Source organism: Saccharopolyspora sp. NPDC002686, from assembly GCF_040295745.1.
GTDB classification, from domain to species: Bacteria; Actinomycetota; Actinomycetes; order Mycobacteriales; family Pseudonocardiaceae; genus Saccharopolyspora; species Saccharopolyspora oryzae.
Window position 1 is genome coordinate 1 of sequence record NZ_JBEOVY010000094.1, and the last position, 22,747, is coordinate 22,747.

The 22,747-nt window shown below is 70.7% G+C and carries 26 protein-coding genes; 7 read left to right on the top strand and 19 right to left on the bottom strand.

All coding sequences use genetic code 11. From position 1 onward, the window contains the following. The 4 genes from ABTZ89_RS15050 to ABTZ89_RS15065 form a co-directional block, all read right to left on the bottom strand. Positions 1–181 (bottom strand): alpha/beta fold hydrolase (locus tag ABTZ89_RS15050; RefSeq protein ID WP_351044662.1); only part of this gene is annotated, 181 nt, incomplete at its 3' end. Continuing rightward, entirely contained in the window at positions 178–645 is a 468-nt protein-coding gene (locus tag ABTZ89_RS15055) for a hypothetical protein (RefSeq protein WP_351044665.1), read from the bottom strand. The genes ABTZ89_RS15050 and ABTZ89_RS15055, both read right to left, overlap by 4 nt. Positions 646–742: 97 nt before the next feature. Then, positions 743–1,141: an acyl-CoA thioesterase gene (locus ABTZ89_RS15060; RefSeq protein WP_270953126.1), complete on the bottom strand. Its 399-nt coding sequence runs from the start codon at positions 1,139–1,141 to the stop codon at positions 743–745. After that, entirely contained in the window at positions 1,138–1,359 is a 222-nt protein-coding gene (locus ABTZ89_RS15065) for a DUF2277 domain-containing protein (protein ID WP_270953125.1), read from the bottom strand. Before ABTZ89_RS15065 ends, ABTZ89_RS15060 begins: the two co-directional genes overlap by 4 nt. Positions 1,360–1,763: 404 nt before the next feature. Here ABTZ89_RS15065 and ABTZ89_RS15070 point away from each other — a divergent pair, with 404 nt between their 5' ends. Continuing rightward, positions 1,764–2,810 carry an AraC-like ligand-binding domain-containing protein gene (locus tag ABTZ89_RS15070; protein WP_351044669.1) on the top strand — a complete coding sequence of 349 codons (1,047 nt, stop codon included), beginning with the start codon at positions 1,764–1,766 and terminating at the stop codon, positions 2,808–2,810. Here the strand turns inward: ABTZ89_RS15070 and ABTZ89_RS15075 are convergent. Together ABTZ89_RS15075 and ABTZ89_RS15080 are read right to left on the bottom strand one after the other, a co-directional pair. Next, entirely contained in the window at positions 2,789–3,091 is a 303-nt protein-coding gene (locus tag ABTZ89_RS15075; protein WP_351044672.1) for an EthD family reductase, read from the bottom strand. The genes ABTZ89_RS15070 and ABTZ89_RS15075 overlap by 22 nt on opposite strands. Continuing rightward, positions 3,091–4,410: a styrene monooxygenase/indole monooxygenase family protein gene (locus ABTZ89_RS15080; protein WP_351044675.1), complete on the bottom strand. Its 1,320-nt coding sequence runs from the start codon at positions 4,408–4,410 to the stop codon at positions 3,091–3,093. The genes ABTZ89_RS15075 and ABTZ89_RS15080 overlap by 1 nt, the downstream gene beginning before the upstream one ends. A 307-nt stretch (positions 4,411–4,717) precedes the next feature. Between ABTZ89_RS15080 and ABTZ89_RS15085 the strand changes: the two genes are divergently transcribed. The 3 genes from ABTZ89_RS15085 (at position 4,718) to ABTZ89_RS15095 (ending at position 8,021) form a co-directional block, all read left to right on the top strand. After that, positions 4,718–5,248 (top strand): flavin reductase family protein, encoded by a 531-nt coding sequence (locus ABTZ89_RS15085; RefSeq protein ID WP_351044678.1) that lies wholly within the window; start codon positions 4,718–4,720, stop codon positions 5,246–5,248. Positions 5,249–5,491: 243 nt separating this feature from the next. Further along, on the top strand, positions 5,492–7,096 hold the full coding sequence (locus ABTZ89_RS15090; RefSeq protein ID WP_351044681.1) for an ABC-F family ATP-binding cassette domain-containing protein: 1,605 nt from the start codon (positions 5,492–5,494) through the stop codon (positions 7,094–7,096). A 121-nt stretch (positions 7,097–7,217) separates the two neighbouring features. Continuing rightward, entirely contained in the window at positions 7,218–8,021 is an 804-nt protein-coding gene (locus tag ABTZ89_RS15095; protein WP_351044684.1) for an MBL fold metallo-hydrolase, read from the top strand. Here ABTZ89_RS15095 and ABTZ89_RS15100 read toward each other — a convergent pair whose 3' ends face one another. From ABTZ89_RS15100 to ABTZ89_RS15120, 5 genes are all read right to left on the bottom strand, one after another. Beyond that, complete coding sequence (locus ABTZ89_RS15100) at positions 8,022–8,432, bottom strand: archease (RefSeq protein WP_270954277.1); 411 nt, start codon at positions 8,430–8,432, stop codon at positions 8,022–8,024. Then, positions 8,429–9,841 (bottom strand): RtcB family protein, encoded by a 1,413-nt coding sequence (locus ABTZ89_RS15105; protein ID WP_351044687.1) that lies wholly within the window; start codon positions 9,839–9,841, stop codon positions 8,429–8,431. Before ABTZ89_RS15105 ends, ABTZ89_RS15100 begins: the two co-directional genes overlap by 4 nt. Before the next feature lie 44 nt (positions 9,842–9,885). Beyond that, the gene (locus ABTZ89_RS15110) at positions 9,886–10,164 is read right to left on the bottom strand and encodes a DUF6343 family protein (protein WP_351044690.1); all 279 of its coding nucleotides are present in this window, start codon (positions 10,162–10,164) and stop codon (positions 9,886–9,888) included. A 42-nt stretch (positions 10,165–10,206) separates the two neighbouring features. Then, complete coding sequence (locus ABTZ89_RS15115) at positions 10,207–10,761, bottom strand: winged helix-turn-helix domain-containing protein (RefSeq protein WP_351044694.1); 555 nt, start codon at positions 10,759–10,761, stop codon at positions 10,207–10,209. Between the two features lie 192 nt (positions 10,762–10,953). Then, complete coding sequence (locus ABTZ89_RS15120) at positions 10,954–11,439, bottom strand: DnaJ family domain-containing protein (protein WP_351044697.1); 486 nt, start codon at positions 11,437–11,439, stop codon at positions 10,954–10,956. A gap of 115 nt (positions 11,440–11,554) precedes the next feature. Between ABTZ89_RS15120 and ABTZ89_RS15125 the strand changes: the two genes are divergently transcribed. Further along, positions 11,555–12,775 carry a glycosyltransferase gene (locus tag ABTZ89_RS15125; protein ID WP_351044700.1) on the top strand — a complete coding sequence of 407 codons (1,221 nt, stop codon included), beginning with the start codon at positions 11,555–11,557 and terminating at the stop codon, positions 12,773–12,775. Here the strand turns inward: ABTZ89_RS15125 and ABTZ89_RS15130 are convergent. From ABTZ89_RS15130 to qcrB, 5 genes are all read right to left on the bottom strand, one after another. Continuing rightward, positions 12,772–13,284 carry a mycothiol transferase gene (locus ABTZ89_RS15130; RefSeq protein WP_351044702.1) on the bottom strand — a complete coding sequence of 171 codons (513 nt, stop codon included), beginning with the start codon at positions 13,282–13,284 and terminating at the stop codon, positions 12,772–12,774. The genes ABTZ89_RS15125 and ABTZ89_RS15130 overlap by 4 nt on opposite strands. A gap of 62 nt (positions 13,285–13,346) precedes the next feature. Continuing rightward, the gene (locus tag ABTZ89_RS15135; RefSeq protein ID WP_351044705.1) at positions 13,347–14,189 is read right to left on the bottom strand and encodes an SAM-dependent methyltransferase; all 843 of its coding nucleotides are present in this window, start codon (positions 14,187–14,189) and stop codon (positions 13,347–13,349) included. Positions 14,190–14,253: 64 nt separating this feature from the next. Beyond that, on the bottom strand, positions 14,254–15,276 hold the full coding sequence (locus ABTZ89_RS15140; protein ID WP_270954266.1) for a CobW family GTP-binding protein: 1,023 nt from the start codon (positions 15,274–15,276) through the stop codon (positions 14,254–14,256). Positions 15,277–15,315: 39 nt separating this feature from the next. Next, complete coding sequence (locus tag ABTZ89_RS15145; RefSeq protein WP_351044708.1) at positions 15,316–16,230, bottom strand: ribonuclease Z; 915 nt, start codon at positions 16,228–16,230, stop codon at positions 15,316–15,318. Between the two features lie 19 nt (positions 16,231–16,249). Further along, positions 16,250–17,908 (bottom strand): cytochrome bc1 complex cytochrome b subunit, encoded by a 1,659-nt coding sequence (gene qcrB, locus ABTZ89_RS15150; protein WP_351044711.1) that lies wholly within the window; start codon positions 17,906–17,908, stop codon positions 16,250–16,252. A 295-nt stretch (positions 17,909–18,203) separates the two neighbouring features. Here qcrB and ABTZ89_RS15155 point away from each other — a divergent pair, with 295 nt between their 5' ends. After that, positions 18,204–19,397, top strand: coding sequence for an FAD-dependent monooxygenase (locus ABTZ89_RS15155; protein WP_270954262.1), 1,194 nt, complete (start codon positions 18,204–18,206; stop codon positions 19,395–19,397). Here the strand turns inward: ABTZ89_RS15155 and ABTZ89_RS15160 are convergent, their stop codons facing one another. The 3 genes from ABTZ89_RS15160 to ABTZ89_RS15170 form a co-directional block, all read right to left on the bottom strand. Then, entirely contained in the window at positions 19,398–21,284 is a 1,887-nt protein-coding gene (locus ABTZ89_RS15160) for an ABC transporter ATP-binding protein (protein WP_351044714.1), read from the bottom strand. A gap of 108 nt (positions 21,285–21,392) precedes the next feature. Further along, entirely contained in the window at positions 21,393–21,557 is a 165-nt protein-coding gene (locus ABTZ89_RS15165; RefSeq protein ID WP_351044717.1) for a hypothetical protein, read from the bottom strand. 548 nt (positions 21,558–22,105) lie between these two features. Beyond that, positions 22,106–22,291 (bottom strand): hypothetical protein, encoded by a 186-nt coding sequence (locus tag ABTZ89_RS15170; protein WP_270954347.1) that lies wholly within the window; start codon positions 22,289–22,291, stop codon positions 22,106–22,108. Between the two features lie 178 nt (positions 22,292–22,469). Here ABTZ89_RS15170 and ABTZ89_RS15175 point away from each other — a divergent pair. Then, the coding region (locus ABTZ89_RS15175; protein ID WP_351044720.1) for an enoyl-CoA hydratase-related protein at positions 22,470–22,747 on the top strand (278 nt) is incomplete at its 3' end.

A 22,747-nucleotide genomic window follows, 5' to 3' on the forward strand; every position in this document is an offset into this window, starting at 1 on the left:
GCCCGTGGCCGCGCAGGTCCACCGAGATCACCTGGTGATCAGCGGTGAGCAGCGGCGCGAAGTGCTTCCACGCCAACAGGTTTCCGCCCGCACCGTGCAGCAGCAGGACCGCGGGCCCGTTCCCGCCGTGGTCGTGGGCGGCGATGCGCGCAGTGGCGGAATCGATCAGGACGTCGTTCACCTGGTACCTCCGGAGATCTGGGCGAGTCGCGCGCGGATCGACGTGGTGCGCACGCCGCCGTCCGGGTGGCGATCGAGCTTCCCGCGCCCGACCAGGTCGTGCACGCCCTGCCGGGTGATGCCCAGGATCGCCCCCGCGGTGGAGAAGGACACGTGGTCGGTGCCGGGATGGCCGATGCGGCGCGCGACGACCCGTCCGAGAGGGGTGCGCCACCAGCGATCCGGCGGATCGAAGGGGCCGTCGCCGGGGAAGAGCGCGGCCAGCACTCGTGCGCAGGTGTGCACGGCGGCCTGCTCGTCGGAGCCGAGCATCGTCGCGGCCCACTTCGCGGCGTCCTGTTCGACCTGTCGTTGCAGTTCTGCGGTCGCCGCATCGGATTCGAGCAGGATGCTCAACGGGTCGAGCAGTCGAGCGGTCACGAGCCGACGCAGCTCTTCGGTCAGCTCTGCTCGTTCGTCCGGCATCACGGCTCCTCCCGGCTACTTGACGGACGATAGCAAGTACTTGTCATGCTGCGTCAAGTAGTCGGGGTGGCCGCGGAAGTCCGGGGAGCTGGTCGGGTCAAGGGGAAAGAGCGCTGCGGACGTCGTCGGGCATCGGGGTCTTCTTCTTGGAGACCGGATCGACGAACACGTGCCGGACTTCGCCGTCGGCGACGAGGCGGCCGTCGCGGTGGAACTGCGGCGCGACGACCAGGCTGGTGGTGCCCAGGTGGGAGATCGGCAGGGAGATGTCGATCTCGTCGTCGAACTGGGCGGGCTCCCGGTAGCGCAGCCGCGTTTCGGCGACGACGAGGTCCACGCCGCGCTCCACCAGCTCCTGCCAGGACCCGAGCCGGGCGCGGAACAGCTCGATGACGGCGACGTCGTAGAAGAACAGGTAGTGGGCGTTGAACACCACGCCCTGCTGATCGCACTCGCTGTACCGGACGCGGATCCGGTGGGTGAAGGCAGTGCTCATGCGGTGCGGTTCTGGCCGCGGACCTGCAACGACGCGAGCAGCTTCGCGGTGGCCTGCTCGATCTCGTCGACCGCCTGGTCGAACGCCTCGGCGTTGTGCGCGGCGGGCTGGCGGAAGCCGGAGATCTTGCGGACGTACTGCAACGCGGCCGCGCGGACGTCACCCTCGGTGACCTCGTCGGCGTAGGGCGGGCGAAGGGTCTTGATGCTGCGGCACATGGGCGCTTCCTGGGTGGGTTTCCCCAGCTCCTGCCGGGGCGATGGCCGACGGACGAGGACGGCCCGCAGGCCGCCCAAGCCATGCTAGCCACGACACCCCGCGCGTGTGGTCGAACAGCGCAGGCGGGGGGCGAACCGCTGCCAGGGCGAGGAGCGTCGGGGACAAGTCTGCGCGCAGTGCTCAGCGACGTGCGTTCCAGGACAAGGTCTGAGCGCGGCATTCCGGCGAGAATCGGCGCGTGCGGCGGAGGAGCGAACAGATGCGCAGCTCAAGGCGGTCGCAGTGCCGAAGGTGATCAGCGGTTGATGACGGTGGCCGCGCGGCCCGCCCGGCCCGGTGCTGGCGCGGAACGACGCCGCGCGGTTTAGATTCCAAGTGATCGGTCGAGGTCGAAGGAGGGCGCATGACCGCATCGTCACAGGTCACCGGCCCCCGGGTCGGGGCCGCCCTGCCTCCGGTCGCGTTCGCGACCGAATCGGTGCTCGCCTGGCAGCGGGTGGTGTCGTCCTCCTTCGTGCCGCTGGTCGTCGACGACCTCAGCGACGGCCGGTTCGCGGGCACCATACGCGGCCGGGTCATCGGCGACGTGTTCTTCTCCCGGCTGCGGGTCACGCCGCACGAGGTGCACCGCACCCCGGCGCTCATCGACGCCTCCGAACGCCTGTTCTACAAGATCACCTTGATGCTGGCCGGCACCGGCGAACTGGTGCAGGACAACCGGACGGCGCTGATGCTGCCGGGCAGCATCAGCGTCTACGACACCGCGCGCCCCTACTCGCTCCGCTTCGCCGACCCGGTCGACACGGTGGTGATCATGTTCCCGCGCGACCTGATCGACCCCAGCCCCGATCACGTCCGCGCCATCACCGCGATCTCCCTGGGCGCAGAGGAAAGCCTGACCAGGATCGTCACCCCGCTCCTGACCGAGATCTCCAGCGATTTCGCCTCGCTGGAGGGCCCCGCGGCCGCGCGGGTGGTGCACACCGCCGTGGAGCTGATCTCCGCGCTGCTGAGCACCGCCGCACTCGCCCGCGCCACCGAGGGCGACCGGGAGCGGCTGTCGCTGATGCTGCGGATCCGGGAGCACATCCTGGACAACCTCGGCGACAGCGAGCTGAACCCGGACAGCATCGCCCGCGCGGTCTACATCTCCACCCGGCACCTGCACGTGCTGTTCCACCGGCAGGGCACCACCGTTTCGGCGTGGATCCGGGAGCAGCGGATCGAGGCCATCCGCCGCGAGCTCAGCGACCCGATGCACGCGCACCGGTCCATCGCCGAGATCGCGGCCTGCTGGGGCTATCCGGACGCCTCGCACTTCTCGCGCACCTTCCGCCAGCACGTCGGCATGGCTCCCAGCGGGTTTCGCCGCGCCGCGCTGGTGGACGCCCGGCACGGCGAAACCCGGCGGTCGAAGCTCGTGCCCGATCAGCGCGCGACGACCGGGTAGTCGATCACGACCGCGCCACCGGTGGCGTAGTTGGGCACATCGTCCTGCACGGCCTTGCCCTGCGGCGAGGACATCGCTGCGGCCAGCGCCTCGGCGTCGGCGAAGTCGGCTTCGAATACCGCGAAGTACGGGCTCCCCGGTTCGGCGCGCACATCCAGGCTGTAGCGCCAGTCCAGCATGCCCGGAAGCTGCGCGGCCAGCGGCAGGTGGGTGCTCTCGTAGTAGGACTTGAACGCCACCGGATCGGTCGGATGCGGGTAGAGGACCACGAGCTTGTGCATCAGATCGCCTTCCTGCCGGTGGGGTCGCTGCCGATCCCGGCGTGCCGGGCGATCGCCGCGTCCACCCGTTCCGGCGTGGCCACCATGTCACCGTTGCGATGCGGGTAGCTGAAGTTCTCGGTGAACTCGTCGCACAGCGTGCGCATCTGGGCCATCGCTCCGAGCAGCTTCTGCAGGTGCGGTGGAGACGGCGTGGAAATCATGGTGTTCACCCAGGTGCTGAGCCCGTCGACGCGTTCCCGCCGGCGCAGTGCGACCTTCTGCGCGAAGCGCTCGTCGACCACGCCGTCCTCGATGATGGCGTCCGCGGCCACCTGGGCCTCGAACGAGGCGGAGTTGGCGCCCTGACCGGTGACCGGGTCGACCGTGCAGTGCGCGTCGCCCAGCGCCAGCACCACGGTGCCGTCCTCGAGCAGCCGGTAGTCCTCGCGCACGACCGGCCGGACCGCGCCCTGCAGGATGTCGCCGGGACGCATCAGCTTGAACCGGGACTGGTCGATGCGCTCGTAGACCGTCGGGTGGTGCTCCTTGAGCTTCTCCAGCACCAGGTTGCGGTAGGCGTCGGGATCGTCGGATTCCTTCTGCGTCATCAGGACTTCCAGATCGCCGCCCGGGACGTTCTCGCACAGCAGCGCGCTGGCCCAGCCGTCGAAGGTCGTGATCGGCAGGTCCAGCAGTTCACCGTGACCGGGGGAGATGCTCATCGTCACCGCGCGCGGTTCGGTCTGCGCCACGCCGTCCCAGAAACCCACTGCCAAGTGCCGTTGCGGCCTGGCGTAGGGGGAGACGTCCGGGCGTTCGCCGAAGTACTCGGCGAACGAGCGCTTCCCGGCCGCGACCACGATCAGGTCGTGCCGGCGGGCCAGCTGCTCGAAATCAGGTGGTTCGACCGAGCGCTGCTCGATGGTGCCGCCGCGCTCCTCGTACTCGGCCATCAGCCGCGGCAGGTAGATCCGGTAGTCGAGCACCCGGGAGGGCCGCAGGAAGTCCCCGCGGAACACCGGCGGGCCGCCCGGCACGTTGAGGTGGTGGAAGTGGGCCTGGTAGCCGTACTCCTCGGTCGGCCAGAAGTTCACCCCCATCGCGCTCTCGCGGGCGATCGTCGGGGCGTGGTGCGAGACGCTGTTCTGCGGTGGTCCCGAAGCCACCTGCTCGGCGGTCTGGTTGGTGTAGATCCGGGTGGGAACTCCGGCCTGCTGGAGCAGCAGCGCGAGGTGCAGGCCCGCGGTGCCGGCTCCGATGATCCCGATGTCTGGCATCTGCGTCTCCTCGTTGAGGCGTGCGCCGGTCAGGGCGCCGACGTCCATCGGCGCGGTCATCGTCACTCGCTCGGACCTCGGGGCGGTAGCTCGTCGGGCCGACGTTCGCTGTGGTGCAGGAGCCCTGCACTGGCTGTCAACTCCCGCCACCAGATGGAGCCGAACCGGATCCGGGGCGCGTCGAATCCAGCCTGGCAGTCGCGCGCTGTCCCACGGCTGCACGAGTCTGTGCAACCACCGCACAGGCCTCTGAACACCGCGTTCGTCCGTTGCCCCGCGTTCCAGCCGATCCCTAACGTCGTCGGCACCTTCCCGCCGTGCCCGGGTGGCCGGCGGCCACGACGACGTGACGCAGGAGCGATCGCCGATGACCGCAACCGATGAGATCCGCCGGCTGTCCACCGAGTCCCGGCGCCGGCTGCCGGCGCAGCAGTTCCGCGGCTGCCTGGGCCGGTTCGCCACCGGAGTCGCGGTGGTCACCTTCGACGGCCTCGACGGCACCGGCGCGACGAAACGGCATGGCCTGACGGTGAATTCGTTCACCTCGGTCTCGATGGACCCACCGCTCGTGCTGGTCGCGATCCAGCGATCCGTCCGCGCGCACGGGCTGCTGGCCGGCAGGCCGTTCACCGTCAACGTGCTCGGTGCCGAACAACGCGACGTGGCGATGCACTTCGCAGGCAAGCCCAACGTCGAGCCGGTCTGGACCGAAGGCGAGCACGCGCCCCGCCTCGCCAACGCAGCGGCGTGGTTCGAGTGCACCCCGTGGGCCGAGTACGACGGCGGTGATCACACGCTGTTCCTCGGGGGTGTCGAGAGCTTCGACCACCGCCGGGGCGACTGCCTGGGCTTCGTGGACGGCAGCTTCGTCACCATCGCGACCGCCACCGTCCGCTAGCGCTGCCGACCGGAGTGCGGTCTGCGCCGGTCGAAAACCACACGCGATGCCGAGCGGCGGTCTGTTACCGTCGTGCCGTGCGATTCCACTACTTCCTGTGAGAGCACCGGCCTCGGCGCTGGACGGCCATGAGCACGTCCGCGCTTGAGCACGCCGGTCGTTGAACGCACTTCTCTTCGGATCCCACCGCTGGCCCAGGGCTGCGCTCTGCCGTGCCGCGGGGGATCCGCTCTCGGAGGAAACATGTCCATCCGCACTGAACTACCTGCTCGCGCGCGAGCGCACCTCACCGCCGCCGGAGTGCACCTCGTCCGCGGCGGGCGACCCGTCCTGACCGGCGTTGACCTGGCGGTCTCCGCCGGCGACCGGCTCGGCGTGGTGGGCGAGAACGGCACCGGCAAGACCACGCTGATCCGGGTGCTCGCCGGGGAGCTGACCGCGGACCGGGGCACCGTGCACCGGGTCGGCACCATCGGCGTCGCCGACCAGGAGATCCCGGTGACCCCGGCGCGCACCGTGGGCGATCTGATCGATCTCGAACTCGCCGAGGTGCGCCGCGTCCTGCACGACCTGGATGCGGCCACCGATGCGCTGGTCGAGGGGCATCCGGGCGCTGAGGAGCGCTACGCGGAGGCCCTGGCCGCGGCGGAGGTGTTGAACGCCTGGGACGCGGACCGCCAGGTCGAGATCTCGTTGGCCGCGCTCGGAGCGGTCGCGGACCGCGACCGGCCGCTCGCGACCCTGTCGGTGGGGCAGCGCTACCGGGTCCGGTTGGCCTGCCTGCTCGGCGCCGGGCACGACCTGCTGCTGCTCGACGAGCCCACCAACCACCTGGACTCCGGCGGGCTGGAGCACCTCACCGCGCGGCTGCGCGAGCACCCCGGCGCAGTGGTGCTGGTCAGCCACGACCGGGCGCTGCTCAAGGACGTGGTGACCGCGGTGCTCGATCTCGAACCCAGCAGGGACGGGCGCCCTCGCGTCTACGGCGGCGGGTACGCCGGATACCAGGAAGGTCACCAGGCCGAACGCGAGCGCTGGGAGCAGGAGCACCGCGCGCAGCAGCGCGAGCACCAGCGGCTGGCCGACGACCTGTCGGCGGCGCAGAACCGCCTGTCCACCGGCTGGCGGCCGGACAAGGGAACCGGCAAGCACACCCGCGCCACCCGCGCACCGGGGCTCGTCCGCGCGGTTCACCGCAGGCAGGAAGACCTGGCCGCGCACCGCGTCGACGTGCCCGCGCCACCGCTGCGGTTCCAGACCCCGGAGTTGGGGGACATGCCGGGCGTGCCGCTGCTGCGTGCCGACGGTGTGACGCTGCATGGCCGGTTGGCGCAGTCCTGGTCCTTGCTCCTGCAGTCCCGGGACCGGCTGGTGATCACCGGTCGCAACGGGGCTGGGAAGTCGAGCCTGATGGCCGTGCTCGCCGGGGCGATCGAGCCGACGTCCGGTGTCGTGCAGCGCAAACCCGCGGCGCGGGTCGCGTGGCTGCCGCAGGAATCGCCGGTTCCCGCGCGGCGGACCGCGCACGAGGAGTACGAGGCGGCTGTCGCCGGGCTCGGCACGTCGGCCGGGGTTGCGCTGTCGGAGCTCGGATTGCTGCCTTCCGCCGCGCTCGGCCGACCGGTTGCGGAGTTGTCGATCGGGCAGCAGCGCCGGCTGCAGCTGGCGATCGCGCTGGCCGTGCGCCCGCACGTCCTGCTGCTGGACGAGCCGACCAACCACCTGTCGGCGAGGCTCGTCGACGAGCTGACCGAGGCGCTGTCGGCGACCTCGGCGGCGGTCGTGATCGCCACCCACGACCGCCAGCTGCTGCGGGACACCGCGGACTGGCCGGCGCTGCGGCTCTGAACGGGAATTCGCGGTGCACGTCCGCTGCGGCACCGGCGTGCACCGCGAATTCTCCACCAGCTCAGGGGAGGTGCGAACGCTAGGCTGGCGGTCTGCGACTCGTGCGAGAGGACCGACCGCCATGTCAGCGACTCCACTGCCGATCTGCGCGACCTGCGGCACGCAGTACTCCCGGCCGCGATCCGATTGCCCCATCTGCGAGGACGAACGCCAGTACGTCCCGCTGGACGGCCAGCAGTGGACCGACCTGGAGGCGGTGCGGGCGGGGGAGCGCACCGCGCTCATCCGCGAGCAGGGCGACGTGCTGGGCATCGGCTGCGAGCCGCGGTTCGCCATCGGTCAGCGCGCGCTGCTGCTGCGCACCGAGGCCGGGAACTTCCTGTGGGACTGCGTGTCCTACTTGGACGACGAGATCATCAAGACCATCGGCGATCTCGGCGGCCTGGACGGGATCGCGATCAGCCACCCGCACTACTACACCACGATGGTCGAGTGGGCCCACGTCTTCGACGTGCCGGTGCACCTGCACGCGAGCGACCAGCAGTGGATCGGTCGCCCGGATCCGGCGATCCGGCTGTGGGAGGGCACCACCGAGCAGCTCGCGCCCGGGCTGACGCTGATCAACCTCGGCGTGCACTTCGCGGGCGGCACGGTGCTGCACTGGGACAGCGGCGGCGGTGCGCTGTTCAGCGGCGACATCGTGCAGGTCATCCCGGACCGCACCCACGTGGCGTTCATGTACAGCTACCCGAACCTCATCCCCGAGCGGCCGAGCGTGGTTCGCCGGGCGGCGGGGATCCTGGAGCCGTACCGCTTCGAGGCGCTCTACGGTGCTTGGTGGGACGCGGTGATCCCGGCCGGTGCGGACCAGATCGTCCAGCGCTCCGCTGCTCGCTACCTGCGTTTCGTCGCCGACGTGCAGTGATCACACGTCCACGGTGACGGCGCAGCGCCAGCCGTCGTCGTCGTGGACGAAGGAGAACCCGTGCAGGGAGATCGCTTTCGGCGTCGCGCCGGTGAACTCCACCTGATCGGTGTCCACTTCGGACAACGTGAGCGCGATGCCGGCCGGTGTGGTCCGGACGTCGAGGTCCTGCGGGACGGTGTCCTCGGCGTCGAGCCGGTAGATGATCTCGTCCAGCACGGCGAGCAGCACCTGCTCGTCCCCGCCGTCCAGTTCGACGGTCGTGGTCCGAGCCGGGGCTGCGGCCGAGCTGTCGACGAAGGAGTCCACCAGAGCGCGGGCGGCTTGCGCGAGGCACTCGTCGCGGGTGGTTCCCCACGCCTCGAACCGGATGTCGGCGGTGTGCGGCAGGTAGCGGAACCCGGCGCTCACCCCTTCACCACGCCCAACGGCACCAGCCTGGCCACCTTCCGGCACAGCCCGGCACCCTCGGCCACGGCCACCACCGCGTCGACGTCCTTGTAGGCGGTCGGTGCTTCCTCGGCCAGGCCGCGCGCGGAACTCCCGCGCACCACGATGCCGTCGCGCTCCAGCTCCCGCCGCAGCTGGTGCGCATCGGTCGTGCGAACGGCCTGGTGGCGGCTCTGCAGGCGGCCTGCGCCGTGGCAGGTCGAGTGGAACGCGTCGCCGCCGGGAACGCCGGCGAGCACGTAGGAAGCGGTGCCCATCGAGCCGGGGATGAGCACCGGTTGCCCGGCTTCCCGCAGCCCCGGCGGGAGCTCCGGGTGGCCGGGCGGCAGCGCCCGGGTCGCGCCCTTGCGGTGCACGCACAGCGTCCGGCGGTGTCCGGCGACCTCGTGCTGTTCGAGCTTGGCGAGGTTGTGCGAGATGTCGTAGACGAGGTCGAGACCGCGACCGGTCACCTCCCGCAGGACCTCGCCGGCGGCCACGCCGAGCACGTGCCGGTTCGCCCGGGCGTAGTTCGCCGCCGCGGCCATCGCACCCAGGTAGGCCCGGCCCGCCGAGCAGTCGACGGGCGCGCACGCCAGCTGCCGGTCCGGCACCGAGATCCCGCGGTCGGCCATGGTCTCGTCCATCCGCCGCACGTGGTCGGTGCAGATCTGGTGGCCCAGCCCGCGCGACCCGCAGTGGATCATCACGCACACCTGGTCGGGGCGGAGCCCGAAAGCTCCGGCGATGCCCTCGTCGTAGATCTCGTCGACGGCCTGCACCTCGAGGAAGTGGTTGCCCGAACCGAGGCTGCCGACCTGGCCGAGCCCGCGGTCCCGCGCGCGGACGCTCACCCGGCCGGGCTGGGCGTCGGCGATCGCGCCACCGTCCTCGCAGCGGTCCAGGTCGCGCTGCGTCCCCCAGCCCCGCTCGACCGCGTAGCGGGAGCCCTCTTCGAGCAGCCGGTCGAGGCCGTCGCGGGACAGCTGCCACACGGCGCCCCGGCCCGCTCCGCGCGGGGTGGCCCGGCTGAGCCCGTTCATGACCTTCTCGGCCACCCGGTGGAACTCCGAGCGCTCCAGGTCGGCGGCCAGCAGCCGCACCCCGCAGGAGATGTCGAACCCGACGCCGCCTGGCGAGACCACCCCGCCGGCCTCGACGTCGGTGGCGGCGACCCCGCCGATCGGGAAGCCGTAGCCCCAGTGCATGTCGGGCATCGCGTAGGAGGCGCTGACGATGCCCGGCAGGGCGGCCACGTTCACCACCTGGTCCAGCGAACCGTCGCTCTTCGGCGGCAGCAGCTGCCGCGATGCGAACACCACACCGGGCACCCGCATCGGATCGTGCGGTTCGATCCGGAACCGGAAGGGCGTCTCCTCGACGAGATCCACGCCCCCGCAGTACCCACCGCCGCTGGTCACGACACGCGCCGGGCTCAGCCCGGTTCGCCGCGGCGCTTGCGGTGCGCGACCCACACGAGGTCGATGGCGGCGGTCACCGCCAGCACCACGAGCGCCCAGGCCAGCCAGGCCAGCTCCGGGATGTTCAGGAACACCAGCACTGCCGCGCCGGTGCAGAACACCAGTCCGAACCCGGCCAGCCACAACCGCAGCGTCAGCGCGCTGCGCCCGTACGGCGCGCCGCCGACACCGGCCAGCGGGTCGTGGTAGCCGGGCAAGCCCCGCTCGTAGTCCTCGCGCCTGCGCTTCGGCATGCCTTCGGGCTACCCGCCGAGCGCGCGGTCATGCCCGGGAGATCAGTCCCGCACGATCTGCACGGCGTCCGGGCGGTCCATCCGGTAGCCGACCCCGCGCACCGTGGTGATCAGGTGCAGGTCGCCGCCGATCTTGCCGCGGATGCGGCGCACGTGCACGTCCACGGTCCGGGTGCTGGGGGTGCTGTTGAACTGCCACACCGCGTTGAGCAGCGAGGTGCGCTGGTGCACCCGGCCGGGGTTCTCGCACAGGAACAGCAGCAGGTCGAACTCCAGCCGGGTCAGCTCCACGAAGGTGCCGTCGGCGCGCACGATCCGCCGCGGTGCCACCAGGATCCGCAGCTCCGGTTCCGGCTGCTCCACCGGGGTGGGCAGCGACCGCAGCCGGGGGACCTCCGGCGCGGCCGGTGACTCCACTGTGGACTGGAGCGGGATGGTGCGGGTGTGGTCGGGCTGCCGGGTGAAAACCCTTTCCAGCGCGGCCAGGTCCTGGCGGGTGACGATGAAGCGAGCGGTCACCTCGACGACGGCGCCGTCCTGGAGGGGGCGGGTCTCGAAGGAATTGGCCGCAAGAGGTCGAGCGATTTCCGAAGTCATGGCACGAATCTCCGTCTCAGATCGCGGTGCGGGTCCGGGGGAGCGGGGCGCTCAACCGCGCGGACACGCCGCCGACGCGACCCAGAGCAGGTCGATGTGCGCACGCTGCACGAGCAGCGGTCCCAGTGCCATGGAATGGATCGAACCACCGGAGCGGCAACAGCGTCAAAGCCGCTCACAAGGTGGGACGGATCATCGCAGAAAACGGCGCCACCAGCGGGTTTTCGGCGCGGGCTCCGCTGGTTCGGGCTCGGCCTCGCGTTGCTGCGCCGGCTGTTGGCGCGCAGTTCGCCAACCTGCCACCAGCTCGTCGACGTCGACCAGACCGATCGCGACCTGCGGGCCGGACGGCGCGCGCATGTGCTCGACGATCCGCCGGTTGAGGTCGCCGGCGGCGTCGCGCACGGCCCGTTCGCTGGTCAGCTCGCGAACGGCGTCCGGCAGACGCTCGACTTCCCTGCGCAGCCGCAGCGGTGTCGGCAGCAGCGCTTCGCCGGACAGCCCCTCGCGGCGGAGGTAGTCCTTGAGCCACCACTGCTCCTCGACGGGCGTACCCGCGCCGGGCAGCGGTTTGCCCGCACCGGCCAGGTCGTCGAAGTCGCCGCGCTCCTGAGCCGTCCGGATCTGCCGGTCCACCCACGATTCGAACGTGGTGCCAGGTGGTTTCCGCTCGGTCATGGCCCGATTGTCCGCCACGCCGCGCCCGCGGTGCCACCCCCGGGCTGCGCCCTGCGATTGGTCCAGCTCGCGGTTTCCCGCCCTGGAGCCAGTTGTCGTCTGGCATGCTCGCGGCATGCGGCTGCTGGTGGTGGCGCTGGGCTCGCGCGGCGACGTCGTTCCGGCACTGGGGCTCGCGCCTGCGCTGATCGCAGCCGGGTACGAGGTCACGATCGCGGCGAACCCCGAGTTCGGCGGGCTCGTGCGCGAGGCCGGGGCCGGGTTCGTCGCGCTGCCGGGGGATGCTCGCACGATCAGCTCCTTTCCCCGGGGCTGGCGCAGTTCACCCCGATTCCTAGCTGCCCAGGCGCGCGCGTTGACCACCTATCTGATCGATGCGGTCGACGCGGTGGTCGACGCGGCGGCGGGCCATCACGTGCTCCTGCCCAACCTGACCGCCCGATTCGCCGACGACGTCGCCGAGGGGCTCGGGATACCCAGCATCGGGCTGTACGCGCAGCCGGTGGAACCCACGGCGGCGTTCCCCCCGATCCTGCTGCACACCGCGCGCGACCTCGGCGGCGTGGCCAACAGGTTCTCGGCTCGGGTCGCCATGGCTGTCGCCACCCCGTTCCACGCAGCGGCTCGGCGGGCCCGCGCGGCAGTGGGTCTTCCGGCGCGGCGACGGGCGCCGCGGCTCAACCGGGTGCTGCACGGGTGGAGTCCGCACGTGCTGGCCCGGCCGGTGGACTGGCGGCCCGGCCTGAGCGTGGCGGGCTACTGGCGCCTCCGCATCCCGCCCGGGTGGGCGCCACCGGCGGAGCTGGTCGACTTCCTGGATGCGGGCGAGCCACCGGTGCTGATCGGGTTCGGCAGCATGGCTGCGGGGCAGGACGGCTGGCTGAGCGACGTCGTGGCACGTGCGGTGCGGGGCAGGAGGGCGATCGTGCAGCGCGGTTGGGCCGGTCTGGAGGCGGCGGGCCCCGATGTGCTCGTCGTCGGCGACGTGCCGCACGACTGGCTCTTCCCGCGCGTGGCGGCGGTCGTCCACCACGGCGGCGCGGGGACCGCGGGTGCGGTCTTCTCCGCAGGCGTGCCGGGTGTGGCCGTGCCCGTCTACGCCGATCAGCCGTTGTGGGCGGACCGGGCGCGCCGATTGGGCACCGGGCCTGACCCGTTGCCGTTCACGAGGTTGACCGGATCTGCGCTCGCCGCCCGCATCGACGCCGTCACCACGTCCCCCGGTGCTTCGAACTTCCGCGGTGCGGCGGCCGAGCTGGCGGGCCGCATCGCCGCGGACGACGCCGTCGGACCGGTGCTCGCCGCCCTCGCCGAGCTGCCGGGTTCGCCCGGCTAGCCGGCGCGTTCGAGGATGCCGCGCACGAACGCTGCCTGACCGGCGTGCTGGAGGTCGTCGCCGATCACGCTCACCAGCCGCACGCCCAGCGTGACCGGCGGCTGCCACGCGGCGTCGACCACCTCGGCCAGGTCGTCGTCGGTCAGGTTCCGCACGAATTCGAGGGTCTGGGCGTGCACCGCGTCGTAGTAGCCGGTGAACAGCTCGGCGGAGTCGACGCGGACCGCCGCCACGTCGTCCGAGTCGTGGCCGTAGCCGATGTCCTCGACGGCGAACGGCAGCCCGAACCGCTCCGACCAGCCCTGCGCGGTCCACACCTGCTCGAGCTCGGCGACGTCGGCGACGTGGTCGTCCTGCACCCGGCTCAGGTGCCAGACCAGCCAGCCGATCGAGTTCGCCGCCGGGTCCAGCCGGGCAGCCAGCTCGTCCGGATCCAGTCCGGCGACGGCGCCGTGCACCACCTCCTGGATCCGGCCGAACGCATCGACGAGCACATCAGCGCTGGTCATCGGGCACGCCTCCTCGCTGCTGGGAAGACCGGTCGGCGCCACCGTACGACGGGCGCGGGCGGTCAGCCGGGCAGCACGCCGAGCCCGGCCACCGCGCGGCTCTCCGCGGCCTGCTCGGCGGTGATCGGCGACTCCGGCCGCCACGCGGAGGTGAACACCACGCCCGGGTCGACCAGCTCGTAGCCGTCGAACAGCGCCTCGACCTGCTCCGGATCGCGCAGGTGCAGCGGGTGGGTGCTGGACTGGTAGAGCTCGATGGCCTGCGAGACCTCACCCGGCCAGTACTCCGGGGTGAGGCTGTGCGACAGGGCCAGGTAGCTGCCCGGGGCGCAGGCCTGCCGGTAGGCGGCGATGATGCCCTTCGGGTCGTCGGCGTCGGAGATGAACGGGAACACCGACACCATCAGCACCGCCACCGGCCGGGACAGGTCCAGCAGGCGCGCCACGTCGGGGTGCTGCAGGACGAGGTCGGGGTGGCGCAGGTCGCCGCGGATGATGGCGGCCCGGTCGTTGCCCGCGAGCATCCGCTGGGACTGGGCCACGGCCACCGGCTCGTGGTCGACGTAGACCACCCGCGCGTCCGGGTGCGCCTGCTGGGCGATCTCGTGCACGTTGCCGACGGTCGGGATCCCGGAGCCGAGGTCGAGGAACTGGTCGATGCCCACCTCGTCGACCAGGTACCGGACCACCCGCTGCAGGAACGCGCGGTTCTCCCGCGCGAAGGTGCGCGTCTCCGGCAGCATCGTGAGCACCTCTTCAGCGGCCTCGCGATCCGCTTCGAAGTTGTGCACCCCGCCCAGGTAGTAGTCGTACATCCGCGCCGGGTTCGGCTTGGTGCGGTCCACCCCGGCCAGCTTCGCGAACAGCTCCGCGCCGGCCGGGTCCTGCCCCGGATGTCCTCGCATGCGCCCTCCCCGCAGGTTGATCGCCCCGCAGGATGCCCGCCCGGTGCGGGGAAGGCAAGGCAGATCAGGACCTGGTGAACTTCAGGACGTCGAGCATGCTGTGCTCGTCGGACTCGTCCGGTCCGCCCAGGCACGCGTGCAGGTCCTCGCGCACGCGGTCGCCGTCCAGCCCGGAACCGATCACCACCAGCTGCGTGCGGCGCGGCTCGTCGCGGGCCCAGCGGGAGCGGTGGAAGCGCAGGAAGTCGCCGACGGTGTGCAGGGTGAACTTCTGCTCGTGGCCGGGCACCCCGAAGTGGACCTGGCCCTTCATCCGGTAGATCCCGGCCGGGCGGGAGTCCAGGAACCGCATCAGCGCCCGCGGGTCGACCGGCCGGTCGGCGGCGAACTCGACGCTCTCGTAGGCGGTGTGCAGGTGCTCGTCGCAGTCGTCGTGGGAGTCGGCGAGCAGGTCGTCGAAGGACAGCTGCCGGACGGTCTCCCGCCGCTGCCGCACCGACTCCGGGTCGAACAGCAGCGCCGGGTCGAGGCGGCCGTGCGTGGTCGGCAGCACGGGTTTGCCGTCGGAGAGCTCGCGGACGAGCTCCAGCAGCCGGTCGGCGTCGTCGACCCGGTCGGTCTTGTTCAGCAGCACCAGGTCGGCGAAGCGCAGGTGCTGGTCCAGCTCGGGGTGGCGCTGCCGGGTGCTCTCGAACTCGGCGGCGTCGACGACCTCGACCAGCCCGCCGTAGCCGAGCCGGGGGTTGGTGCTGTTGAGCAGCAGCCGGACCATGCCGCGCGGATCGGCCAGCCCGCTGGACTCGATCACGATCACGTCGATGTCGCTGCTCGGGCGCGCCAGCCGGGCCAGCAGGTCGTCCAGGCCGCTGGCGTCCACCGCGCAGCACAGGCACCCGTTGCCCAGCGAGACGGTCGAGTCGACCTGCCCGGCGACGCTCAGCGCGTCGATGTTGATCTTCCCGAAGTCGTTGACCACCACCCCGATCCGCGCGCCCTGCGGGTTGCGCAGCAGGTGGTTGAGCAGACTGGTCTTCCCGGAGCCGAGGAACCCGGCGACGATGATGACCGGGATCGGTTGCCGAACCACACATGCCTCCGACGGATCGCTAGCCGCCCGCAAGCTTATTCACCGCCGCGGCGGCACCGGCACCCGCATCAGGTCCTCGGCGACCACGAGCTCCCCGTCGAACACCGCGGCCGCCTCGTCGCGGAACCGGCGCAGCTCGGGGTAGCGCTGGGAGAAGTGCGTGAGCACCAGGGTCCGGACGCCGCACTCGGCGGCGACCCGCGCCGCCTGCGCCGCGGTCAGGTGCCCGTACTCGTCGGCCAGCCGGGCGTCCTGGTCCAGGAACGTCGACTCGATCACCAGCACGTCCGCGCCGTCGGCGAGCTCGAACACCCCGTCGCACAGCCGGGTGTCCATCACGAACGCGAACCGCTGACCCGGTCGGGGCTCGCTGACCTGGTCCAAGGCCACCGTCCGGTCGCCGACCCGCAGCGATCCCTCCCGCTGCAGGCGGCCGACGTCGGGGCCGCGCACGCCGAAGCGGTCCAGCTGCTCGGGCAGCATCCGCAGGCCGTCCGGTTCCACCAGCCGGTAGCCGAACGTCTCGATGCGGTGGTCCAGCGGCACCGCCTCCAGAGTGCCGAACTCGCCGGTGAGCACCGCACCGCCGCGTTCGATCGGCCGCGGCCGCACCTCGGCGACCTCCTCGAACGCCGAGGCGTGGTGCATCCGCCGGAAGAAGTCGATGCCGGCGGCGGGGAAGTGCGCGTGCACCGGGCGAGGCATCCGGTCCAGGGAGAGCCGCTGCAGCACGCCAGGCAGCCCGAGGCAGTGGTCGCCGTGGAAGTGGCTGATGCAGATGTGGTCGATGTCGTGCGAGCTGACGCCCGCGTGGATCATCTGCCGCTGCGTCCCCTCGCCGGGGTCGAACAGGAACCCGACGCCGTCCCAGCGCAGCAGGTAGCCGTTGTGGTTGCGGGTGCGCGTGGGCGCTTGGCTCGCGGTACCGAGCACCACCAATTCCCTAGTGGACACCGGTGGATTCTAGGCGGGCTCACTCCTCGTGCGGTGGCGTGCGGACCTCGGGCTCGCGCCCCGCCGGGGCCACCCGCTCCTGCTCGGCCTGCTCGCGCCGCGCCTCCTGCAGGGCCTCGGTCTCCTCCCGCGGGTCCGGGATCAGCAGGCTGCCCGGCACCGAGTGCCCGCCCGCACCGAGCTTGTTCATCTTCTTGGGCACCGGCGTGGCCTGGTAGGGAAGCGGTCGCGGGTGGCCGTGCTCGTCCACCGGTCCCAGAGCCTGGTGCACCTCGATGAACTCGCCGTGCGGCAGCCGCTTGATGATGCCGGTCTCCACCCCGTGCTCCAGCACCTCGCGGTCCGAGCGCTGCAGGCTCAGGCAGATCCGGTAGGTGACGTAGTAGGCGATCGGCGGCGCCAGCAGCACCCCGATCCGGCCGGCCCAGGTCGTCATGTTCAACGACAGGCTGAACACGAAGGCGATGATGTCGTTGACCCCGGAGAGCAGCACAACCACGAAGAACGCGATCGCCATCATGCCCAGCGAGGTGCGCACCGGAGCGTCGCGCGGGCGCTGGAGCAGGTTGTGGTGGGCGTCGTCGCCGGAGAGCTTGCGCTCCAGCATCGGGTACATGATCGCGATGGTGAACACCAGGCCGAGGCCCAGGATCAGCGGGAAGAACACCGCGGGCACGGTGAACGGCCCGAGGTAGAGCTCCCACGGCGGCCACAACCGGCCCATCCCGTCGGTCCAGATCATGTACCAGTCCGGCTGGGAGGCCGCGGAGATCATCGAGGCGTTGTACGGGCCGAAGTTCCAGATCGCGTTGATCTGGAACACCCCGCTCATGATCGCCAGCACACCGGTGACCAAGAAGAACAGCCCGCTGCTCTTGACCGCGAACGCGGGCATGATCCGCACACCCTCCACATTGGACTCGGTGCGGCCCCGACCGGGGTACTGGGTGTGCTTCTGGTACCAGACGACGGCCAGGTGCACCGCGATCAGGCCCGTGATGATCCCGGGCAGCAGGAAGATGTGGATCATGTAGAAGCGCGGGATGATCTCGGTGCCCGGGAACTCCCCGCCGAACAGGATCCAGTGCACCCAGGTGCCGATCACCGGGATCGACAGCACGATCCCGGAGGCGATCCGCAGCCCCGTGCCGGACAGCAGGTCGTCGGGCAGCGAGTAGCCGATGAAGCCCTCGAACATGCCGGTGATGAACAGCAGGATCCCGATCGTCCAGTTGACCTCCCGCGGCCGCCGGAACGCGCCGGTGAAGAAGATCCGGAACATGTGCGTGACGATCGCGGCCATGAAGACCAGCGCCGACCAGTGGTGCAGCTGCCGGGCGAACAACCCGCCGCGGACGTTGAACGAGATGTCCAGGGTGCTCTCGAACGCCCGCGACATGGGGATGCCGCGCAGGTTGGTGAACACCCCGTTGTAGGTCACCTCGGTCATCGACGGGTCGAAGAACCAGGCGAGGTAGGTGCCGGTCACCAGCAGCACGACGAAGCTGTACAGCGCGAGCTCGCCGAGCAGGAACCCCCAGTTCGACGGGAAGACCTTGTTGATCTGGCGCCGCAATCCGGCGGCCAGGCGGAATCGCAGGTCCACCTCGTCTGCCTGGCGCCGCAGCGAGGCGGCGAACTTGCTCTCCGGTTTGGTGGGCTGGGTCAACCTGCTCATGTCGACTCCCGGCTGCCGCGCCCCGATGCGGCGGGGACCGCTTGCTGCCGAACTCCCCGCGCGTGGCTGGGCGAAACGACGATGCGCGGATACGAGCGTACTGCTTCGGCGTGCCGCCAGCAGCCGAACTGGTGTCCGTTTCCCTTGTGACGCCTGGGACTTCGCCCGCCGCGGCGCAGGTGCGACCATGCGGGCCGCCGGGTACAACAAGGGCGTATCGACTTCCCACGCGGACATTGGCGCTCCGCCCGGACCGCCTGCGCAGCTGGCCGCCTGTCGTTCAGGAGGTGCTGCTGTGAAAATCGTGTGCATCGGGGCCGGTCCCGGGGGTTTGTACTTCGCCATCTCGGCGAAGCTGCGCGATGCCGGCCACGACATCACCGTGATCGAGCGGGATCCGCCTGGTGCCACCTACGGCTGGGGCGTCGTGTACGGGGAGGACCTGCTGGACACGCTCTACCGCAACGACCGGGAGAGCGCCCGCCGCATCCGCGCGGAGTCGAAGCTCTGGCAGGAGCAGATCATCGGGCTGCGCGACGTCGACAAGGCCTACCTCCCCGGCTACGGCTACAGCGTCAACCGGGCCCCGCTGCTGGCGATCCTCGCCGAGCGGGCCGCCGAGCTGGGTGTGCGGGTCCAGTACGAGACCGCGGTGGAGGACCTGGCCGAGCACGCCGACGCCGACCTGGTGGTGGTGGCCGACGGCGCCAACAGCCGCACCCGGCAGCGCTACCAGGAGCAGTTCGGCACCCGCGTGGACTACGGGAACAACCCCTACATCTGGTTGGGCACGGAGCGGGTGTTCAACGAGTTCACCGTCGACTTCGAGCAGACCCCGGCCGGATGGGTCTGGTTCCACGCCTACCCGTCCGCCGACGGGATCAGCACGTTCATCGTGGAGTGCACGGAATCCACGTGGCGGGCGCTCGGGCTGGACCGGGCCGACGACGCCGAGATGCGCCGGCTGCTGGAGCAGATCTTCGCCGGCCCGCTGCGCGGGCACTCGCTGATCAGCCAGTCGCGCGGCAAACCGGCGTCCTGGCAGCGGTTCGCGCAGGTGTTCAACCAGACCTGGCGCTACGACAACGCGGTGCTGATCGGCGATGCCGCGCACACCACGCACTTCACGCTGGGATCGGGTACCAGGCTGGCCGTCATGGACGGCATCATGCTCGCGCAGTACCTCCTCGACCAGCCCGAAACCGCCTTGGCGGTCAAGGAGTTCGACGAAGCGGGCCACGCGGCGATGCGGTCCGCGCAGATCGCCGCGCGCAACAGCATGGCCTGGTTCGAGCGGGCCGACCGCTACACCGACCGGGGAGCGAAGGAGTTCTGCTACGCGATGGCCGGCCGGCACGGCCTGCAGAGCCCCTGGCGGTACCAGCGGTACCTGGTCCAGCAGAACTTGGTGGTGCGCAAGGCGTCGCGGCTGGTCGGCAACGGGCAGCGGTGGGCCAGGGCCCGCCGCCGCGGCGAGCCCTGGCGCTAGTCAGTTCGGCAGCTGTCCGTCGACGGGCCGGGTCGGAGTCGCCGACCCGGCCTGCTGCTGCTCGGGCACGACCTGCCCGCGCTCCGGGTGGTGCAGCTGGTAGAGGTGCGCGTAACCGTTGTTGTTGGCCAGCAGCTCCTGGTGCGTGCCCACCTCGGTGATGCGGCCCTGGTCCAGGTAGACGATCTGCTGCGCGTCGCGGACCGTGAGCAGGTTGTGCGAGATGACGATCGTGGTGCGCCCGGCCATCAAACGCCGCAGCGGAGCGAGGATCCGGCGCGTGGCGTCGGCGTCCAGGCTCGTCGTCGGCTCGTCGAGCAGCAGGATCGGCGCGTCGCGGATCATCGCGCGGGCGATGGCGATGCGTTGCCGCTGCCCTCCCGAGAGCAGCCGGCCGCGTTGCCCGACGCGCGTTTCGTAGCCCTCGGGCAGGGTTTGGATGAACTCGTGGGCGTCGGCGGCCTCGGCGGCGTCGACGAGCTGCCGGTCGTCGGCGTCCGGACGTCCGGCCCGGATGTTGTCCGCGATGGTGCCGTCCAGCAGCAGCGTTTCCTGCAGCACGATCGCGATGTTGGCGCGCAGCTCGGCGATGTCGAGCTCGCGCAGGTCGGTGCCGTCCAGCAGGATCCGGCCCCGCGTCGGGTCGTAGAAGCGCAGCAGCAGCTTGGTCAGCGTCGACTTGCCGGCACCGCTGGCACCGACCACCGCGGTGGTCTGGCCGGGCGCCGCGCAGAAGCTGATGCTGTGCAGCACGTCGGCGGGGGTGTCCGGGTAGCGGAAGTCGACGCGGTCGACGTCGAGCCGGCCGGTGACCTGCCGCAGCGGCACCGGGTTCGCCGGGCTGCGCACCAAGGGCTCCTGGTCGAGCAGCTCGGAGATGCGCTCGGCGCTGGCAGCTGCGGAGAACACCGTGTTGGACAGCTGGCCGAGGCTCTGCACCGGGGTGTAGAGCTGGGAGAGGTAGACCAGGAACGCCAGCAGGCCACCGAGGCTGATCCGCCCTTGCGACAGCTCCCAGATGCCGACGCCGACGATCGCCAGCACGCCGAAGACCTGCAGCAGGTCCACCAGCGGTGAGAACAGCGCGCCGATTCGGGCCGAGGAGAGCTCGGCGTTGACGTTGCCGCGGCTCTGCCGGGCGAAGCGCTCCGCCTCGGCGCCCTCGCGGCCGTAGGCCTGGATCAGCGGCGCGTTGCCGAGGCTCTCCTCGGCGACGGTGGCGATCGAGCCGCTGCGCCCGCGCGCCTCGCGGGAGGCGTCCTTGATCCGGCGGGCGAAGAACTTGGCGACCATCCAGAACAGCGGAACCGCGACCAGCGCCACCAACGCCAACTGCCAGTTCAGGTAGAACAGCACGCCGGCGAACAGCAGGACCTTCACCACCGAGGAGAAGGTCTGCACGATGCCGGACAGCACCAGGCTCTCGATGGCGCCCACGTCGCCGGTGAGCCGGGACAGGGTGTCACCGATCCGCCTGCGGTCGAAGAACCCGACCGACAGCGTGTGCAGGTGCGCGAACACCTTGGTGCGCATCGCGTGCAGGAAGTTCTCGCCGATCCACACCGCGAGGTACTGGCCGCAGAATTCGATCGCCCCGGACAGCAGGGTCAGCACCGCGTAAGCGGCCGCGATCATCGGGAACGCGGCGAAGTTGTGCGGTGTCAGCACCTCGTCGATGAGCACCTTGAACAGCCAGATCGCCGCTGTGTCCAGCAGCGGCGAGATCAGCACGAGAAGCAGGCTGAGCACCATCCAGCCGCGGAACGGCCGGGCCTCCGGCCAGAACCGCCGGATGACCGCGCGCACCCGCATCACCGGTGCGTGCTCGACCAGCCCCTCGGTGTCCCGCTCCGCAGGCCGGAACAGCCAGTTCACCAAGCCCGGCAACCGCCTCACCCCCAGACAGGGACGTAGCTCCCGCTCCGGGGGAGCGGGAGCTACGCGAATCGGATGGATGGAGTACTAGGACTCGCTCAGGTCAGGAAAAGCTCGGGCTCAGCAGCCCCAGCCACCCCAACCCCAGCCCCAGCCGCGGCCCCAGCCGCCGCCCCAGCCCCAGTTACCCCAGCCCCAGCCGCCCCAGCCCCAGCCGGAGCCGCCCCAGCCCCAGCCCCAGCTGCGGTTGAGACCGTCGAACTTGAAGGTGTCCTTGATCTGCATTCCGATCACTCTTTTCCCAGTCGATGCACGTCGCGTGCCGGACCGTCGTGCCATCCGGCGTGCGCTTGCACGCGACGCGAGGTGAATTCGAGTCGGGACCGCGAACCCTATTCCGGGCGGAAATCGATCTGGGCCCAGTGGATCGAACAGCCGCTCGGTGGGAGCTTTCAGGTTTGCGGCCCGTTCCGGAATTTCTCCCCCACGTCGGGTCACTTCGCGGGGCGAACCGGACTTCCCCAGTTCCCGGAGCCCTGCGGGCTCCGAGGTCATTCGCTTTCCTCGACGTGACCGCCTCCCACACTAAGCGGTCGTCAGGTGCAGGACAAGCTCACTCCGGCAATGCGGAGACGGGTTTTTTCGCCTTCCCGCACGAATCCGGGTATTAAGTCCCTGCTCTTTCGTCCGGCTTGTTTTCGCGTCGTGCGAATTGGGTAGCGGAAGATCTGATCGTTTATTGCGACGACCGCGACTTCACGCCTGCGGAGCAGTCCTGGAAGCATGTTGAACAATGGCGCGCGGATATGCCGGTGGAAGAATTTCCGAACCGGTCAGCTGCCGTGGAAAAGGTGCTGGAAGAAGGTCGTCAGCGAGGTGATCACGGTGCTGATCGCGCCGATCACCACTTCCCAGGCGGCGTGGACGGCGGAGGCGGCGCCCACCGGATCGCGAACCAGCAAGTAGGCGCAGACGATGGCGACCAGCACCACGACCACGATCACCGGCTTGCGGTTCATCGGACCAGCCTCCCCGTCGTCGGACCACCCGCGCAGCGACGCCAAACCCTACCTGGCGCGGGCGCGCGAGGTCCGACCAGACTCCGCCACGGCGCGTCGCACCCGGGCCGAGCCTGGTCAACCGCGATTCGCCGTGCCAGGCTCGGGGCGACGACGTGGTCGAGGTCTTGGAGCGCCGATGAGCAGCCCGCAGTACCAGCACCTGCTGACCGAACAGGACGGTGCGACCGTCCGGATCACCATGAACCGCCCGAACCGGCGCAATTCGCTCTCGTCAGCGCACCTGGCCGAGCTCAAGCAGGCGTTCGAGGCGGCCGCCGAGACCAAGGCGACCGGGATCGTGCTGGCCGGCGCCGGTCCGGTGTTCAGCTCCGGGCACGACTTCGGCGACATGGCGGACCGCGACCTGGCCGGGATGCGCGAGATGCTGCGGCTGTGCGAGTCGTTGATGCGCAC

What these genes read in the sequence shown, in the direction of transcription:
- ABTZ89_RS15055 (WP_351044665.1), bottom strand. Translation starts at nt 645, where the DNA reads ATGCCGGACGAACGAGCAGAGCTGACCGAAGAGCTGCGTCGGCTCGTG.
- ABTZ89_RS15060 (WP_270953126.1), bottom strand. Translation starts at nt 1,141, where the DNA reads ATGAGCACTGCCTTCACCCACCGGATCCGCGTCCGGTACAGCGAGTGC.
- ABTZ89_RS15065 (WP_270953125.1), bottom strand. Translation starts at nt 1,359, where the DNA reads ATGTGCCGCAGCATCAAGACCCTTCGCCCGCCCTACGCCGACGAGGTC.
- ABTZ89_RS15070 (WP_351044669.1), top strand. Translation starts at nt 1,764, where the DNA reads ATGACCGCATCGTCACAGGTCACCGGCCCCCGGGTCGGGGCCGCCCTG.
- ABTZ89_RS15075 (WP_351044672.1), bottom strand. Translation starts at nt 3,091, where the DNA reads ATGCACAAGCTCGTGGTCCTCTACCCGCATCCGACCGATCCGGTGGCG.
- ABTZ89_RS15080 (WP_351044675.1), bottom strand. Translation starts at nt 4,410, where the DNA reads ATGACCGCGCCGATGGACGTCGGCGCCCTGACCGGCGCACGCCTCAAC.
- ABTZ89_RS15085 (WP_351044678.1), top strand. Translation starts at nt 4,718, where the DNA reads ATGACCGCAACCGATGAGATCCGCCGGCTGTCCACCGAGTCCCGGCGC.
- ABTZ89_RS15090 (WP_351044681.1), top strand. Translation starts at nt 5,492, where the DNA reads ATGTCCATCCGCACTGAACTACCTGCTCGCGCGCGAGCGCACCTCACC.
- ABTZ89_RS15095 (WP_351044684.1), top strand. Translation starts at nt 7,218, where the DNA reads ATGTCAGCGACTCCACTGCCGATCTGCGCGACCTGCGGCACGCAGTAC.
- ABTZ89_RS15110 (WP_351044690.1), bottom strand. Translation starts at nt 10,164, where the DNA reads ATGCCGAAGCGCAGGCGCGAGGACTACGAGCGGGGCTTGCCCGGCTAC.
- ABTZ89_RS15115 (WP_351044694.1), bottom strand. Translation starts at nt 10,761, where the DNA reads ATGACTTCGGAAATCGCTCGACCTCTTGCGGCCAATTCCTTCGAGACC.
- ABTZ89_RS15120 (WP_351044697.1), bottom strand. Translation starts at nt 11,439, where the DNA reads ATGACCGAGCGGAAACCACCTGGCACCACGTTCGAATCGTGGGTGGAC.
- ABTZ89_RS15125 (WP_351044700.1), top strand. Translation starts at nt 11,555, where the DNA reads ATGCGGCTGCTGGTGGTGGCGCTGGGCTCGCGCGGCGACGTCGTTCCG.
- ABTZ89_RS15130 (WP_351044702.1), bottom strand. Translation starts at nt 13,284, where the DNA reads ATGACCAGCGCTGATGTGCTCGTCGATGCGTTCGGCCGGATCCAGGAG.
- ABTZ89_RS15135 (WP_351044705.1), bottom strand. Translation starts at nt 14,189, where the DNA reads ATGCGAGGACATCCGGGGCAGGACCCGGCCGGCGCGGAGCTGTTCGCG.
- qcrB (WP_351044711.1), bottom strand. Translation starts at nt 17,908, where the DNA reads ATGAGCAGGTTGACCCAGCCCACCAAACCGGAGAGCAAGTTCGCCGCC.
- ABTZ89_RS15165 (WP_351044717.1), bottom strand. Translation starts at nt 21,557, where the DNA reads ATGCAGATCAAGGACACCTTCAAGTTCGACGGTCTCAACCGCAGCTGG.
- ABTZ89_RS15170 (WP_270954347.1), bottom strand. Translation starts at nt 22,291, where the DNA reads ATGAACCGCAAGCCGGTGATCGTGGTCGTGGTGCTGGTCGCCATCGTC.